Origin of the sequence: Bacillus sp. FSL L8-0199, from assembly GCF_038005705.1 — a bacterium.
Lineage (GTDB): Bacteria > Bacillota > Bacilli > Bacillales > Bacillaceae_G > Bacillus_A > Bacillus_A cereus.
On record NZ_JBBOTS010000001.1, the window covers coordinates 4,512,223 to 4,528,373 of the forward strand.

Below are 16,151 nucleotides of genomic sequence, written 5' to 3' on the forward strand. Positions count from 1 at the left end.
ATTAACCTTTAATTTTCTCGATGAAAACTACTTTTAAATAGTCTCCTTCTTTAAATTGATCAATGGTACGGAAATCTTCTGGTAAAGAATGTTCTTCTAATATTTTATATTTGCCATTCATTTCTTTAAAGGCTGTATCGATAAAGCCTTTAAACTTTTTCATATCGAATGCGCTACAATTTGTAGAAGCAACGATAATACCGTTATTTTCTGTAATAGCAATTGTTTCTTTTAATAAATTTTTATAATCTTTTGCTGCACTAAATGTATATTTTTTTGAGCGTGCAAAGCTTGGAGGATCAAGTACGACCATATCAAATTTCATTTTTTTCTTCGCTGCATATTTGAAGTAAAGAAATACATCTTCTACAATAATATCTTGCGCTTCATAATCAACTTCATTTACACTAAACTGCTCAATCGTTTTACTTAAACTACGATTTGCAAGGTCGACACTCGTCGTTTTGCTCGCTCCGCCAAGCGCTGCAAATACAGAAAAAGCACCTGTATAAGAGAACATATTTAACACGGTTCTTCCCTTTGCATACTTATCACGAATTTGTTTTCGAACGTTACGCTGATCTAAAAATACACCAACCATCGCTCCGTCATTTAAATAAACAGCAAAGTTCACACCATTTTCTTTTACGATAAGCGGGAACTCACCACGCTCTCCTGCTACGAAATCATCACCCTCAATATATTTCCCTTTCGTATCAAAACGCTTTTTCTCATAAATACCTTTAAAGTTTGCTACTTTTTGAAGAGCGGCTATAATCTCATCTCTGAAAGTATAAATCCCTTCACTATACCAACTTACTACGTAGTAGCCATCATAATAATCGATAATTAGTCCTCCAAGACCATCACCTTCACCGTTTAGGGCGCGGAATGCTGTCGTATCACTTGATTTGTAAAATTGCTTTCGTTTATGTAAGGCAGATTTTATTTTACTTTCAAAGAAAGACTGATTAATTTGTTCACTCTCTTTTCTCGTTAAAATCCAGCCGTATCCTTTATTTTGTTTTCCATAATAGCCTTTTCCGATAAATTGGTTCTTCTCATCTACTACTTTAATGATTGTTCCTTCTTCCTGAACATCATTTAAATTTTGAATCGCATCTTTTAAAATAAGCGGATATCCACTTTTAATTTCTTTTATAAATTTCGGTTTTATTTTTACAGTTACTTCTGATCGCATATAATAACTTCCTTTCCATTTGCATGCTTTCTCTACAGGAAGCATTTAAAAAACGAGACTGAAAAAACAGCCTCGTTTCACTATACCATATTATTGCTTTGCTAGTACAACTCGCTCATTCTCTCGCTTAACTGCCACATATTTACTACATTTTGAACTGGAAATCTTACTGTCCAATATAATATAAAAAACTTTTATATTTCACATTTAGCATTGACAATGATAATGATTTTCATTATCATTTAATGTATATGAGTTCTCGAAAATAAAGTCTATATTTAATAGGAGGAATAAACATGATTATTGTTACAAATACAGCTAAAATTACAAAGGGAAATGGACATAAATTAATTGAGCGTTTTAATAAAGTAGGTAAAGTTGAAACGATGCCAGGCTTTTTAGGTCTAGAAGTTCTTTTAACGCAAAATACAGTTGATTATGATGAAGTAACAATTAGCACTCGCTGGAATGCAAAAGAAGATTTCCAAGGTTGGACAAAGAGCGCTGCATTTAAAGATGCTCACTCACATCAAGGCGGAATGCCAGAATATATTCTTGATAATAAAATTGCTTACTATGATGTAAAAGTTGTACGTATGCCAATGGCTGCAGCACAGTAAAAACAGTCCTTTTTTAAAGTATAGAATATGAGAAGCGTTATCTATCACTTCTCATATTCTATACTTTTTTCTTTAATTTCTTTTTATTAATTTTGCGTGTACAACTAGCCTTCCAGCCTCTGGATCAAGCGCATAGTCACAAGTAGAAAGTGTTACGATTTCATCATTAGCCGTCAATTCCGTATCCGTTTTGTACAGTGATTTTTCTTGAATTTCCTTTAAGAACGATGTATATGCTGCATCATTTTCAAAATCCGTTTCAATGTAATAAAAGTCCGTTGTTGTCGTGTATACTGAAAAAACTTCCACGTCGTATCCTTCAAATAATGTATCGTAATATAATTTACGATGAGACATAAAAAAGTCTTCATCCAACATCTTTTTTAAACTACCAAACATAGAACCGTCTTTCATACGATGGCCATATAAAATCGTATTTCGATTTTGAGATTTCACATCATTACGATGGTCCATAAAAATGCTTCCCGCTCTCATATCTTCACCTTTATAATTACGAAATAAATAGTAATCATTATCTTTTGCTTGAACGATTGGATAATTAATTTGTGTATCATCCATCGTAATCCATCCGACTATCTCTGGATTAATTTTCTGGAGATCCTGAAACTGTTTACGTACCTCTCCATCTTCTGATTTTTCTTCCATTGGACTTCTTTTATAAATATGTTGTGCCTCAGCCATTACTTTACGATTTTCATAATAATCCATGAAAATCCCGCCCAACTCATACATTGAATAGAAAAAGATTCCTAAAAACACAATTGTAAGTATGCGTTGAAAAAAAGAATTCTTTTTCCGTCCTTTCTTACTATTCAAATTATCACCTCAAAACGGATTATGCTCAGCCTTTAGATTCCCATAGGTACCATGTACAATCCGGTATCTTCATCCTGCTTTACAATGACATCTACACCATATATTGCTTTAACCATTTCTTCTGTTATTACATCATTAGGATTACCTTTCGTAATGATTTCTCCATCTTTCATAACGATAATATGGTCGCTATAACGAATGGCTTGATTAATATCATGTAATACCATTACAATCGTTAGTCCATGCACTTCATTTAACTCTTTCACTAACTCTAATATTTCTAGCTGATAGTAAATATCTAAATATGTGGTCGGCTCATCTAAGAAGAGCATTGGTGTATTTTGAGCTAATGTCATTGCGATCCAAACTCGCTGCCTCTCTCCACCAGATAAAGCATAAATTGGCTTATCACGCTTACTTTGTAAATTCGTACATACTAGCGCACGCTCAATCGCTTCTCTATCTTCATCTGTTTGCGGAGAGAATATATTTTTATATGGCATACGCCCGAAGCTTATTAGCTTTTCCACTGTAATATCTGCTGGAGCCTCATTTTGTTGATGGACAACCGCTAGTTTTCTAGCAAACTCTTTCGGTTTATATTCACTAATCGCTTTCCCATCAAGTATTACTTCTCCACTGCTAGGAGCGTGGTTTCTAGACATGACACTAAGTAATGTTGATTTCCCACATCCATTCGGTCCAATGATTGTTGTAATTTTCCCAATTTCTATTTCACTACTAACAGACTTTAATCGATTTGTTACGTTATCGTATGAAAAGGTTACATTTTTAATTTCCATGAACTTTATCACTCTTTCTAAGCAAGAATATTAAGAATGGACCACCAATAACCGCCATAATTGTTGCTGCTGGAATTTCGTTAGGTGGCACAATTAACCTTCCAATCGTATCTGCCGTCAAAATTAATAACGCCCCTGCAAGAGCAGAAAATGGAATTAATACTTTATGGTCTGAACCGACTAATTGTCTTGAAATATGCGGAACTAGTAATCCTACAAAAGCAATAACACCTGCAATCGCTGTTGATACTGCCGCTAAGAGTACTGCAATGGCAGAAATAATAAGACGAACTCTCGTCACGTGCAAGCCTAAGTTTTTCGCAGTCTTATCTTGTAGCGATAATAAGTTACACCAAGCTCCTACGAACAGAGCAAGAATAAGACCAATCGTTCCATAAGTCACCATTATTTCTACATCGCCCCACGTCTTCATTGTTATGTTAGAAGTCGTCGTTTGCTTAATACTCTTAATAAAATATCCACAAATCGTAACGAATGATTCATTTAATCCAGTAAACATTGCATTAATGGCAATACCAATTAAAATAATGCGAAGCGGGCTTAATCCTGATTTCCATGAAAACGAATAAACGAGATAACATGCAAGCGCACCACCTAAAAAGGCGAATACGGGTGTCCAGAAAAAGAATTGCGGGAACAACGTAATAATAACAAGTGTCATAAAACTTGCTCCTGAAGATATACCGATTACCCCAGCATCAGCGAGTGGATTTTTCATAACAGCTTGAAAAAGCACACCTGAAACAGCGAGAGCCGCTCCAGTGAACAACGCAATAATAATACGCGGAAAACGTAAATCTTTAATGACTTCAACATCTTCATTTCCACCTGTAAATATCCCTTGTACAAGTTCAACAATACCTACTTCTAAACTACCTTTCATCGCTGACAATGATGTCATAACAATAAGCAATGCAGTAACAATGAGGAAACTCCAAGTTTTTTTATTCATTCTACTCTTCCTTTATATTAAAATGCATCACGGATACATCATTTTTTTCAATTCATCTAATGCTTCAATTGCTGCTAAATTGCCTGTCGTTCCAAATAAACGCTCTTCTAAATCGTAAACACGGTTATTTTTAACCGCAGCAAAGTGTTTCCAAATATCATTTGTTTTAAATTCTTTATCAAACATTTTTACAACTTCATCAGGCATACCATGAGCTGCTCGTAAAATAATATCTGGATCAGCTTTCTTTAAATACTCTGTATTAGAAGCTAAATATTCTACTTGTTCACCTTGCACAATATTTTTACCACCTAGTTGTTTCACTAAATCTCCAATATAAGAATGCTCTGTTGCTACTAAATAACTTCCCGGCACACCTAATAAAATAAGCACTGTCGGTTCTTTCTTTCCTTTTACTTCTTTTTGAATGCTAGCAACCTTTTTATCTAATTTAGTTACTACTGCTTCGGCCTGTTTTTCACGCCCATATTTCTTACCTAAATCGCTAATAGAACTTTGCATATTTTTCAAGCTCGTTAAATCTAAAAAGTTTGCTTTCATACCCACACCATCAAAAACTGGCTTTAATTCATATTCAAGTGTTGTCACAGATAACACTTCTGAAGGCTTTAATGACTTTACCTTTTCCATATCTGGACTCATTGGATTCCCAACTTCAGGTAAACCTTTATATCGCTTCGGTAAAGTTTTAGAACTTGTTGGAACGCCGACTAAATCTACTTCTAACGCATCCATAATTTCAGTAACAGCCACTGTTGTTGCAACGACGCGCTCTTTACTTTCACTCTTTACCTGCTTTGCTGATTCTTTTTTTGGTGATGAGCACCCGGCTATACTCATTAACAAAATGATAGCCATTAGTACACTTGCAATTTTCTTCACTCTCAATCACCACTCCTTTCCATACAATATGAAACAAGTCTTGATGCATGCGAACATGCATCAAGACTCCAAAAATTACAATCTACCTGCTCTATATTTACGAACTAGTAAAGCAAGTGAACCTAGCAGTAACACCATGTATAAACCAAGTTGTGCTGTATCTGCAGTTTTTGAGTTTTTCTCTTTTTTCGAATCATTTTTTGTATCTTCTTTTTTCTTGTGACCATCTGCATTTCGATTAAAATCAGGAGTACCTACTGTTTTTACATTATCTACTTTCGGTGTAGTCACTGGATTTTTCGGTTCATTTTTCAGTTCCTCTTTAAGAGTTCCTAACGCGCCGATATTATTTGTATCAAATTGAATTTGTACATCGTAGAAATGATGGTAGTTCATCTCATCGATGTCTACCTTTACTTTTGCGTTTAATTTTTTAAATAGATCTTCTACTTCAAACTGTACTACTCGCGTATTTGCATTTTTATCTTCGCTTACTACTTTCGCATCAGCGAATAGTTCATTGTTTTCCGCTTGGAATTTCGTAATCCACGCACTATTTTTCAGCGTCATCTCAATATATTTTTTACCATCTTTTACGATTAATTTCGCTGGATTTACAACATAGTCATGCATCTTTGAAATCTCATCTGTTTTATCTTTTAATACTTTAAATGTAATATCATATTGGCCATCTACTAAATTTTTCGAATCAACTATTACTCTCGGTTTATTATTTTCATCTTGGTTGTTGTTTCCACCTTGGTTGTCGTTTCCGCCTTGGTTGTCGTTTCCGCCTTGGTTGTCGTTTCCGCCTTGGTTGTCGTTTCCGCCTTGGTTGTCGTTTCCGCCTTGGTTGTTGTTTCCGCCTTGGTTGTCGTTTCCGCCTTGGTTGTTGTTTCCGCCTTGGCTATCTAACGGCTTAATGCTACCTTTATCAAATGCAAATTGAATATCGTAAAAATGGTGATAATTCATTGAATCGATATCTACTTTTACTTTTGCATTTAACTTTTTTGATAAATCTGGTACTTCTACTTCCACTACGCGTGTATCAGCTTTTTTATCTTCACTTATTACATGTGCATCAACAAACGAACCATTTTTCTCAAATTCAAATTTTGTAATCCAAGAACTGTTCGTTAACGTAAATGATACATACTTCTTACCATCTTTTACTTTTAGCACACCTGGACTTTTTGTATATGTGTTCATCATTGAAATTTCGTCTGTTTGATCTTTTAATGCTTTGAAATTGATGCTGTATTCACCATCTTTAATTGTTTCAGCATCTGGTTTTTTATTTTCATCTGATTTTTTATTTTCATCTGGTTTTTCTACTTCTGGTTGTTTCTCTTCATTTTTAATTTGTTCAAGTTTATCTTGTTCAAATAAAAGTTGTACATCATGCGTTTGCTTATAATTTCTTGATGCCATTTCGATAAATACTTTTGTATTTAGTTTTTTAGATAAATCGTTTACTTCAAACTCTACTACTCTTGTATCTTTTTCCGTATCCTCACTTACTACTTTTGCATCAACAAATGTGCCATCTTTTTCCGTTTGAAAATTTTTAATTAATGAGCTACTTTTTAATGTTACAATTGCTTTTTTCTTACCGTTTTCTACTTTTAATACTCCTGGATTTACCATGTAAGTATTCATCTTAGATTCTTCATCTGTTTGATCTTTTAACACTTTAAATGGAATGCTGTACGCACCATCTTTAATTGTGTTAGAATTTGGTTGTTGATCTGGGTCAGGCTTTTGGTCGGGCTTCTGACTTGGATCCGGTTTTTCATTTGGATCTGGCTTATTAGCTGGGTCCTCTTTTTCATTTGGTTGTTCCACATGAATTGGTGTAATACTATTTTGATCAAATGCAATACGAACGTCGTACTCATGATGATAATTTAAAAAATCAATATCTACTTTTACTTTTGCATTTAATACCTTCTCTACATCTTCTACATCAAATTCTACTACTCTTGTATCTTTTTCTTTATCTTCACTAATTATATTTGTCGCAACTAGCTTACCTGCTTTTTCTGTTTCAAACTTCGTAATCCATGAACTATTCGTTAATGTAAAGGATACTTTCTTTTTCCCATCCTTCACTTTTAAAGTCCCTGGGCTTACTGAATATTGATTCATCATCGATTCTTCATCTGATGTATCTTTTAAAACTTTGAACCCAATTGAATATTCACCGTCAGCCAACTTGGTAGCTGCTTGAACTGCAAGTGGTTGTAATGTTGATACGAATGTAAATATCATTAAAAACATAGCAACAATAATTTTTGTATACCTGTTCAATGGAACGACTCTCCCTTTTGAAAATTATTTAATACTGCTCCCATCAAATACAAAGCGAATATCATACGAAGCATTATAATTAATAATTGGAATATTAATTTTCACCTTTCCATTTAGTTTTTTTGACAAGTCAGCAACTTCAAATTCTACTACTCTAGTATTATCTTTTTTGTTTTCACTTAACACGGTTGTTTCTACAAATTGACCATCTTTTTCTACTTGGAAACTTTTAATAGAAGCACTATCTTTCACTTTAAATGAAACGTATTGTTTTCCATTTTTAACTGTTAATGTTGCTGGGCTTTCAAAATAACTATTCATTCTAGACGATTCATCTTTATCGCCTTTCCATACAGTAAAAGCAATATTATATTTTCCATCAGCTAGTTTTGTAGCAGCCTTTGCATCTTGTAAACCTAGTGTTGCGATAAACGTAAATAAAACAGCAAATACGGCAATAATCATTTTAAATTGTTTAAACATATATTCATCACCCTTCAAAAGATTTATTTACTCAACTTCACTTTACGAATTAAGAAAGCACCTGAAATAAGAATTAACGCTGCAAACAATCCAATACGTGCTTCATCGCCTGTTTTTGGGTTATCTGTTTTTTCAGCTTTTCCATTTTCATTTTTTGTTTCTTTGTTCACTTCTTTAGCTGTTTCCTTACTCTCTACTTTTGTTTTCTCTTCTTTTACTTGTGTATCTGTTTTCGCTTGATCATTATTTTTTTTTGTAGCAGCTACGCCGTTATCGCCACCTACAGCTTTTACATTTGCATCAAATGCAAAACGAATTGTGTAGTGGTGGTCATAGTTTGCATTTGGTACAACAACATGAATTTTTACAGCTGCCGGTTTGGATAAATCATCTACTTTAAACTCTACTGTTCTTTTATCTGCCGATTCATCTTTACTAACAACTTTCGCATCAACAAAATTCCCATTCTCTGGTGCTTTAAATTCTGTAATCCAAGCACTATGATTCATCGGAACTTGTACTCTCATCTCACCGTTTTTCACTATTAATTTTGCCGGCTTTTCAAAATAGTCATTTGCCATTGAAGCTGAATCATTTTCCGCTTTTTGAATTACGTAATTAATATCGTAAGTACCATCAGCTAGTTTTGCTAAAGCATTCCCGTATGGCATTACAAGAAAAGCTAGCATACATACGAACGTTATAATAAAAGCGGGTAATACAGAAACCTTTTTCATTTTTCTTGTTTCCTCCTTGGTTATCTTTTATTTCACTTCTTGAAAATGATAATTATTCTCAATTTATAAGAAAAAAAATAATCTCTTCTACCTATTATTTAATTAGCATTCTTTTATGTAACATAAGTATTATTGATTATCATTCTCATTTAATGTTAAAAATAATATCTCACCCTATTCCTTATACGAAGGCATAGAAACTGAGAAAAAATGATAAAACGTATTTATTGATTATCATTCTCAATGCAAATCAAAAAAAATAAACTATCTCTTCTCCTCTTCTTTCACCTCTTCCCATAACAACACTATAGTTATAGAAACCCCTTTTCCCTCACTTCCCTTCCAATATTTCCACAACTAAGTCAATCTTAGCCTACTCATAAATTTTTTGTCAACTATATTACGTATAAAATTTTTAATATCTGAATTTCTCTATATGCTGCTTTTTTTACAAAAAAAGAGACTTTCTGTTATAGAAAGTCTCTTTTCTCTATTTCTCTACAGCAATTTCCTGCTTTTGAAACTTAGAAACTATATAACCAAATCCTATACCGATTATCCCTGGAACTAACCAACCAATTCCTACACTATATAATGGAATCTTATCTAAAATAGGTGCTAGCGCTGCAATTTGAAGGTTTGCATTGTGTAATCCATCAAAGAAACTTATTGCAAATGCTCCTACAATCCCGCCCACATACATCGCTAATGGAAGACGAACGTAGTTTTCAACAAGTGATAATACGATAAGTACGATTCCAATTGGATAAATTGCGATTAAGATTGGTAATGCTAATGCATTTAACTGAGTTAACCCAAGGTTTGCTACCATAAATGCTAATACACAGAAAATGAAAACGACTTTTTGATAAGAAAGCTTTGGTAATAAGGAAGAGAAGTAATCACCACAAGCTGCAACAATACCTACAGAAGTTGTCAAACATGCTGCTGTAATTGCGATCCCTAATAATAAAGTTCCGTAGCTACCAAATAAATGATTCACGACATTTGTTAAAATAATTCCTCCGTTTGCACCCATTCCAAGTGACACACTAGAAGCTCCAAGATAAGCAAGTGCTAAATACACAAGTAGTAGACCAAGCGCTGCAATAAATCCTGCAAAGATTGTTACTTTTGCAATACTGTTTTTATTTGTAATGCCTTTTTCTTTTAACGCATGAATTACAACATTTCCGAATACCAGTGCTGCAAGTCCATCTAAAGTTAAATATCCATCAATAAATCCTTTGAAGAGAGGAGCACTATACGCTTCTGTCGGTGCACCAAATTCTCCAATTGGTGTAATAAGTGCTTTACCTACGATAATTGCAATAACAGCTAATAATATTGGAGTTAGCACCTTACCAATACGACCCACTAATTTCGAAGGATTTAAAGCTAAATAGAAAGTGACTGCAAAGAAAATAAGTGTAAAGATAACAAGTGGATATGACTGACCAGCTATCTCACTTGGTAAAAACGGTGCAACACTCATCTCATAAGCTACTGTTCCTGTACGCGGCACACTTACGAATACGCCTAAACATAAATAAATTGCAGTGATAAAAACAAGTGCGAATATAGGATGTACACGTCCTGCTAGCTCATTAATATCTCCCTTTAAAGCTATAACAATTACTCCTAATAAAGGTAGTCCAACGCCTGTTACGATAAAACCAAACAGCGCGATCCATACGTCCGTTCCAGCACCTTGCCCTAACGCTGGTGGAAAAATCATATTACCTGCACCAAAAAACAGTGCAAATAACATTAAACTTATTGCAAACATCTCTGAAAACTTTAAAGATGATTTCATTTCTACTAACCTCCTAAAATGATAAATTAACAAAATATTCTGAATTGAAATCCGTTACATATCCTCTTTCAAGCATACTTCCCCGTAAAAGAACGCAAAAAACACCCGTCCCTAACAAAGGGACGAGTGTTGAAATCGTGGTTCCACCCTTATTCTAATAAAATGAATTTATAACGAAATACGCTCATTTTATAGCTCGTGTAAATTGATAACGGTTTTATCCGCCAAGAATTACAATGCATCATGTATGCAGTTCACTCTTGAAGTTTAGAGGTGGTAAGCTTGTCTTTTCGTATTAGGAAGCTCACAGCCTAAGGCTTCCCTCTCTGAGAATCGTAAAATACAACTCATGTCCTCATCATTACTTTTATAAAATATCTTGTCGAAACTTGTTGCTTTTTATTATATGGGCTATTTTTTAAAAAATCAATAGTTTTATTTTTTCTGACAAAAAAAATATAGGGAGAAAATTTTCCCTCCCTATAACTGCCCTATTAAAATTTCTAACTCTTCAGCCGTAACGCTCCGCCACTTTCCAACTTCAAGCTCATTTAGCTCTATATTCATAATGCGTACTCGCTTTAGCTTTATTACAGTAAACCCGAAAGCTCGACTCATTCTACGAATTTGCCTGTTCATTCCTTGCGTTAAAACAATACGAAATGTTGATTGATCGACTCTTGTCACTTTGCACGGCTTCGTCATTCCATCTTTAATCTTTACACCGCTGGACATCTCATCAATAAACCAGTCCGTAAAAGGTTTATCGACTGTGACAACATATTCCTTCTCGTGCTCATGATCACCATGTAAAATTCGATTCGCAATGCCGCCGTCATTCGTTAATAAGATAAGTCCTTCCGATGCTTTATCTAATCGTCCAACTGGAAAGATTCGCTCTGGATAATTGATATAATCAATAATATTATCTTCAATATGATCAGCTGCTGTACAAGTAATTCCGACTGGTTTATGAAAGGCTATGTACACCTTTTCTTTCTCTTCTTTTACAATAACTTGCCCATCAATCGTTACAACATCACCATCGCTCACAAGTGCACCGTGCGTACATATTTCACCATTAATAGCCACGCGTCCAGCTTTAATGAGGCGATCTGTTTCACGTCTGGAGCATGATTTTGCTTCGCTTATGTATTGGTTGATTTTCATGTTCTATTCCTTTTCACATATATTAAAAGCGTCAATCTATGGCAATATCATTCTGCCACGATTGACGCTTTTTCACTTCGCAAAAACAACTAAATAAATAACCCCAATCACCAAAAATATTCCGCAACAAGCTAACAATACTTTTGCAAGTTTGTCCATAAACATATAATGGTTTCCCCTTTGTTTCGTTGTTTTCTATTTTAATTCGACAACTGTTACGCCTAGGCCTCCCTCGCCCATGTCACCGTAACGGAAGGTTTTTACACCACGATGCTTCTTCAAATAATCTTGTACACCTTGGCGAAGTGCTCCTGTCCCCTTACCGTGAATAATTGATACGCGAGGATAGCTTGCAAGCTGGGCATCGTCTAAGTATTTCTCAACGCGCGCCATTGCATTTTCAAATCGTTCACCACGAAGGTCAAGTTCTAATGAAACGTGATAGTCTCTACCTTTTACCGTTGCAACTGCTTTTTTCTCTATTTGCTTCGGTGTGTTAATGTATTCCATGTTAGATTCTTTTACTTTCATCTTCAGAATACCGATTTGTACGCTCCACTCAGTATCGCTTACTTTTTCAAGTAATTGACCTTTTTGACCGAACGTTAATACTTTTACTTCATCACCTGCACGTAACTGTTGCTTCGGCGCAGTGTTTTTCACGTTTACTTTTTGTTTCTTAACAAGCTCTGGTGCTGCGCCTTCTAGACGGCTCTTCGCTTCAATTAACTCGTGATCTTTCACGTTTGCAAGCTGTGCTTTACGCAATTGACGAAGTTCTTGAATAATGCCTTCTGCTTCTTTCTTTGCGGCTTCGACTTTTTCTTCCCCTTCTTTTTGCGCTTTTAATAATCGTTCATCGCGATCTTCGTTAAATTCAATGATTTGACGTTGTAATTCACGATGAAGTTTTTCAGATTGTTTGCGAAGTGCTTCTGCTTCGTTCCAGTCACGCTCTGCGTTCTTCTGGCTTTCTTCTAACTTCGCAATCATATTTTCAATTTTATTCGTATCTGTACTAATGTGGTTGCGTGCTTGGTCAATAACGCGATCAGATAATCCAAGACGTTTCGAAATTTCAAAGGCATTACTACGGCCTGGTACACCGATTAATAATTTATAAGTTGGACTTAATGTATTTACATCAAACTCAACACTCGCATTAATAACTTGCTCACGGTTATATCCGTATGCTTTTAATTCTGGATAATGCGTCGTTGCAACAACGCGAGCACCGCGATTACATACTTCATCTAAAATCGAAATTGCTAGTGCAGCACCTTCTTGTGGGTCTGTTCCAGCACCTAATTCATCGAATAAAACTAAGCTTTCAAAATCAGCTTTTTCTAAAATATCAACGATGTTCACCATATGTGAGGAGAACGTACTTAAACTTTGTTCAATCGATTGCTCATCACCGATATCAGCAAATATATTTTTAAACACACAAATCTCTGACTCATCCATTACTGGAATGTGAAGACCAGATTGCGCCATTAAAACACAAATACCAACTGTTTTCAGCGTAACTGTTTTACCACCTGTATTCGGTCCTGTAATAACAATTGTCGTGAAATCTTTACCTAACATAATGTTATTTGGCACAATAATTTCTGGATCGATTAGCGGATGGCGAGCTTGTCTTAAATCCATATAACGCTCGTTATTTACGATTGGTTTCGTTGCTTTAATTCGCTTCGCATAAAAAGCTTTCGCAAAAATGAAATCAAGATTCGCAACTACTTCTACGTTTGATAAAACGATATCAGCTTCTACTGCCACTTCTTCTGTTAGCATCAATAAGATGCGTTCGACTTCTTGTTTCTCTTTCACACGAGCTTCTTGCAGTGCGTTATTTAATTCTACAATGACTTGCGGTTCAATAAATAACGTTTGTCCAGAAGCTGATTGATCGTGAACAATACCACCATATACGCCGCGGTATTCTTGTTTTACTGGGATTACGTAACGTTCGTTACGAATCGTTACAATCGAGTCAGACAGCATCTTTTGCGCGTTTGAAGAGCGCGTCATATTTTCTAACTTTTCACGAATACGGCTTTCCGCAGTACGAATTTGAGTACGAATCCCACGCAGTTTATCACTTGCGCTATCCACTACTTCACCGCCGTCACCGATACAATTTGTAATTTTCTTTTCTAAATCATATAAAGATACAATTTGAGCGACGTGAGTTTCTAAAATCGGAAGCTCGACACCGTTATCAGCCATATCTTCAATGAAACGTTTCATATTACGACTACCATACATCGTATTCGCAATATCAAGTAATTCATTTGGACTTAACATACTCCCAATTTTTGCACGCTTCACATTTGAGCGAATATCCGTAATACCACCTAATGGTGCACTCCCTTTTAAACGAATAACTTTCGCTGCTTCATCCGTTGTATCTTGCATTTCTACAATTTCTTCAAAATCAGTGCTCGGCACTAAATGCTTCACTTTGTCACGGCCAAGTGAAGAGGCTGTATGTTCAAGTAATTGTTCTTTTACTTTATTGTATTCTAATACACGCAACGTTCTTTCTAACATGTTGCAGGTCCCCCTTGTGTTACTTATTACGTTTAATATAGTCTAATAAACGTTCAATATCCCATGTGTTAATCACGTTATCTTTTTGAATCCAACCTTTACGTGCTGCTGCTACACCTGTTTCCATATCTTCTAACATTTCAAGTGTATGAGCATCTGTATTAATCGCTACTTTTACACCAGCATCTTGTGCTTGTTTTAATAATTTTGCGCTTAAATCTAGACGGTTCGGATTCGCATTTAATTCTAAAACTGTATTTGTCTCTTTTGCGAGTTCAATTAATAAATCTGTATCTACATCATAACCCTCACGGCGCCCGAGAAGACGTCCTGTCGGATGAGCAATCATTGTGACATGTTTATTCTCAAGTGCAGTACGCAGACGCTTCATGATCGTTTCACGGTCTTGTGAGAAGCTAGAGTGAATCGCTCCAATGACATAGTCTAATTCTTCTAATACTTCATCATCAAAATCAAGCGAGGCATCTGGTAAAATGTCCATTTCAATTCCGCGTAAAATTGTAATGTCTGGATACTTTTCATTCATACGTTCAATTTCTTTCGCTTGCTCACGAAGACGCTCTTTCGTTAAACCATTCGCTACTTTTAAGTATTGCGAGTGATCAGTAATCGCCATAAACTTATATCCACGAGCACGGCACGCTTGTACCATTTCTTCAATAGAAAAAGCACCGTCACTCCAAGTTGTATGCATATGTAAATCACCTTGTATATCGGAAAACTGAATTAAGTTCGGATACTCTTTAATTAATTCAATTTCTTTTCCATCTTCACGCACTTCTGGCGGAATAAATGGTAGACCGAAATGAGCAAAGAAGTCTTCTTCAGTCTCAAATGTTTTCACTTCACCTGTTTCTAAGTTCTCTACACCGTACTCACTAATTTTCTCGCCTTTATCTTTTGCGATTTGACGCATTTTCACGTTATGGTCTTTTGATCCTGTGAAATGGTGAAGTGTTGTAATAAACTCTTCTGGTTTTACTAAGCGGAAATCGATTGAAATATCATATTCATATTGAAGACGAACAGAAACTTTCGTATCCCCACTTGCGATTACCTCAATCATATTATCGAATTGTAGTAAATGCTCACGTACCGCTGCTGGTTCTGTCGTTGCAATGATAAAATCTAAATCTTTCACTGTTTCACGAACACGGCGCAAACTACCAGCGCGAGAGAAACGAATTACTTCAGCAATATTCGACAATTTCTCCTCTATTTCCCCGGCAATAGGCAATACCATCGCAATTGGTAAACGCTCTGGACGAGAGCCTACTTGATCGATTGCTTCTAATATTTTCTCTTCTGTCTTCTTACCGAAACCAGCTAAAGCTTGTACTTTATTTTCCTCACAAGCAGCTTTTAACGTCTCCATATCAATAACGCCTAGCTCTTTATATAACTTAGCCACCTTTTTACCACCAAGACCTGGTAGTTTTAATAACGGCAATAAGCTACTCGGTACTTCTTTTTCAAGTTCTTGTAATACTTCAGATGTTCCCGATTCTATATATTCTTGAATAACGGCTGCTGTTCCTTTTCCGATGCCCGGAATCTTTGTGAAGTCTTCAATCTCAGAAAGACTACGATCGTCACTTTCTAATGCTGCTGCCGCTTTACGAAATGCAGATATTTTAAATGGATTCGCACCCTTTAGTTCCATAAAAAGCCCGATTGTCTCTAATAATTTGATAACTTGTTTTTTATTTACTTTCATC

General features: G+C 35.4%; 13 protein-coding genes and 1 other annotated feature. Of the genes, 1 reads left to right on the forward strand and 12 read right to left on the reverse strand.

The genetic code is table 11. The features are described from left to right. Window position 1: 1 nt before the first annotated feature. Window positions 2-1,201 carry a class I SAM-dependent rRNA methyltransferase gene (locus tag NST86_RS23260; protein ID WP_016118693.1) on the reverse strand — a complete coding sequence of 400 codons (1,200 nt, stop codon included), beginning with the start codon at window positions 1,199-1,201 and terminating at the stop codon, window positions 2-4. Window positions 1,202-1,497: 296 nt separating this feature from the next. Between NST86_RS23260 and isdG the strand changes: the two genes are divergently transcribed. Further along, window positions 1,498-1,821 carry a heme oxygenase gene (gene isdG / locus NST86_RS23265; protein ID WP_000587818.1) on the forward strand — a complete coding sequence of 108 codons (324 nt, stop codon included), beginning with the start codon at window positions 1,498-1,500 and terminating at the stop codon, window positions 1,819-1,821. 72 nt (window positions 1,822-1,893) lie between these two features. On the opposite strand, the gene srtB is transcribed toward isdG, so the two are convergent. From srtB to polX, 11 genes are all read right to left on the reverse strand, one after another. Next, entirely contained in the window at window positions 1,894-2,658 is a 765-nt protein-coding gene (gene srtB, locus NST86_RS23270) for a class B sortase (RefSeq protein WP_001086121.1), read from the reverse strand. A 32-nt stretch (window positions 2,659-2,690) separates the two neighbouring features. Beyond that, a complete protein-coding gene (locus NST86_RS23275; RefSeq protein WP_000403761.1) occupies window positions 2,691-3,461 on the reverse strand; it encodes an ABC transporter ATP-binding protein in 771 nt (256 codons plus the stop codon). Beyond that, window positions 3,451-4,434, reverse strand: coding sequence for a FecCD family ABC transporter permease (locus NST86_RS23280; protein WP_001036848.1), 984 nt, complete (start codon window positions 4,432-4,434; stop codon window positions 3,451-3,453). Before NST86_RS23280 ends, NST86_RS23275 begins: the two co-directional genes overlap by 11 nt. 27 nt (window positions 4,435-4,461) lie before the next feature. Further along, window positions 4,462-5,343: a heme ABC transporter substrate-binding protein IsdE gene (gene isdE / locus NST86_RS23285; protein ID WP_002098036.1), complete on the reverse strand. Its 882-nt coding sequence runs from the start codon at window positions 5,341-5,343 to the stop codon at window positions 4,462-4,464. 69 nt (window positions 5,344-5,412) lie between these two features. Next, window positions 5,413-7,650, reverse strand: coding sequence for an NEAT domain-containing protein (locus NST86_RS23290; protein WP_340934468.1), 2,238 nt, complete (start codon window positions 7,648-7,650; stop codon window positions 5,413-5,415). Window positions 7,651-7,674: 24 nt separating this feature from the next. Then, entirely contained in the window at window positions 7,675-8,133 is a 459-nt protein-coding gene (locus NST86_RS23295; RefSeq protein WP_000476165.1) for an NEAT domain-containing protein, read from the reverse strand. A 23-nt stretch (window positions 8,134-8,156) separates the two neighbouring features. Continuing rightward, complete coding sequence (gene isdC, locus NST86_RS23300; RefSeq protein ID WP_061663238.1) at window positions 8,157-8,870, reverse strand: heme uptake protein IsdC; 714 nt, start codon at window positions 8,868-8,870, stop codon at window positions 8,157-8,159. Between the two features lie 490 nt (window positions 8,871-9,360). Next, complete coding sequence (gene brnQ6 / locus NST86_RS23305) at window positions 9,361-10,686, reverse strand: branched-chain amino acid transport system II carrier protein BrnQ6 (protein WP_000842650.1); 1,326 nt, start codon at window positions 10,684-10,686, stop codon at window positions 9,361-9,363. Window positions 10,687-10,801: 115 nt separating this feature from the next. Next, window positions 10,802-11,057 (reverse strand) — a binding site (T-box leader). Window positions 11,058-11,166: 109 nt separating this feature from the next. Then, window positions 11,167-11,856, reverse strand: a complete 690-nt coding sequence (locus NST86_RS23310) for a 23S rRNA pseudouridine(2604) synthase RluF (protein ID WP_061663239.1) — start codon at window positions 11,854-11,856, stop codon at window positions 11,167-11,169. A 195-nt stretch (window positions 11,857-12,051) separates the two neighbouring features. After that, entirely contained in the window at window positions 12,052-14,412 is a 2,361-nt protein-coding gene (locus tag NST86_RS23315; protein ID WP_061663240.1) for an endonuclease MutS2, read from the reverse strand. Window positions 14,413-14,431: 19 nt separating this feature from the next. Beyond that, a complete protein-coding gene (gene polX, locus NST86_RS23320; protein ID WP_000867517.1) occupies window positions 14,432-16,150 on the reverse strand; it encodes a DNA polymerase/3'-5' exonuclease PolX in 1,719 nt (572 codons plus the stop codon). Window position 16,151: the final 1 nt, after the last annotated feature.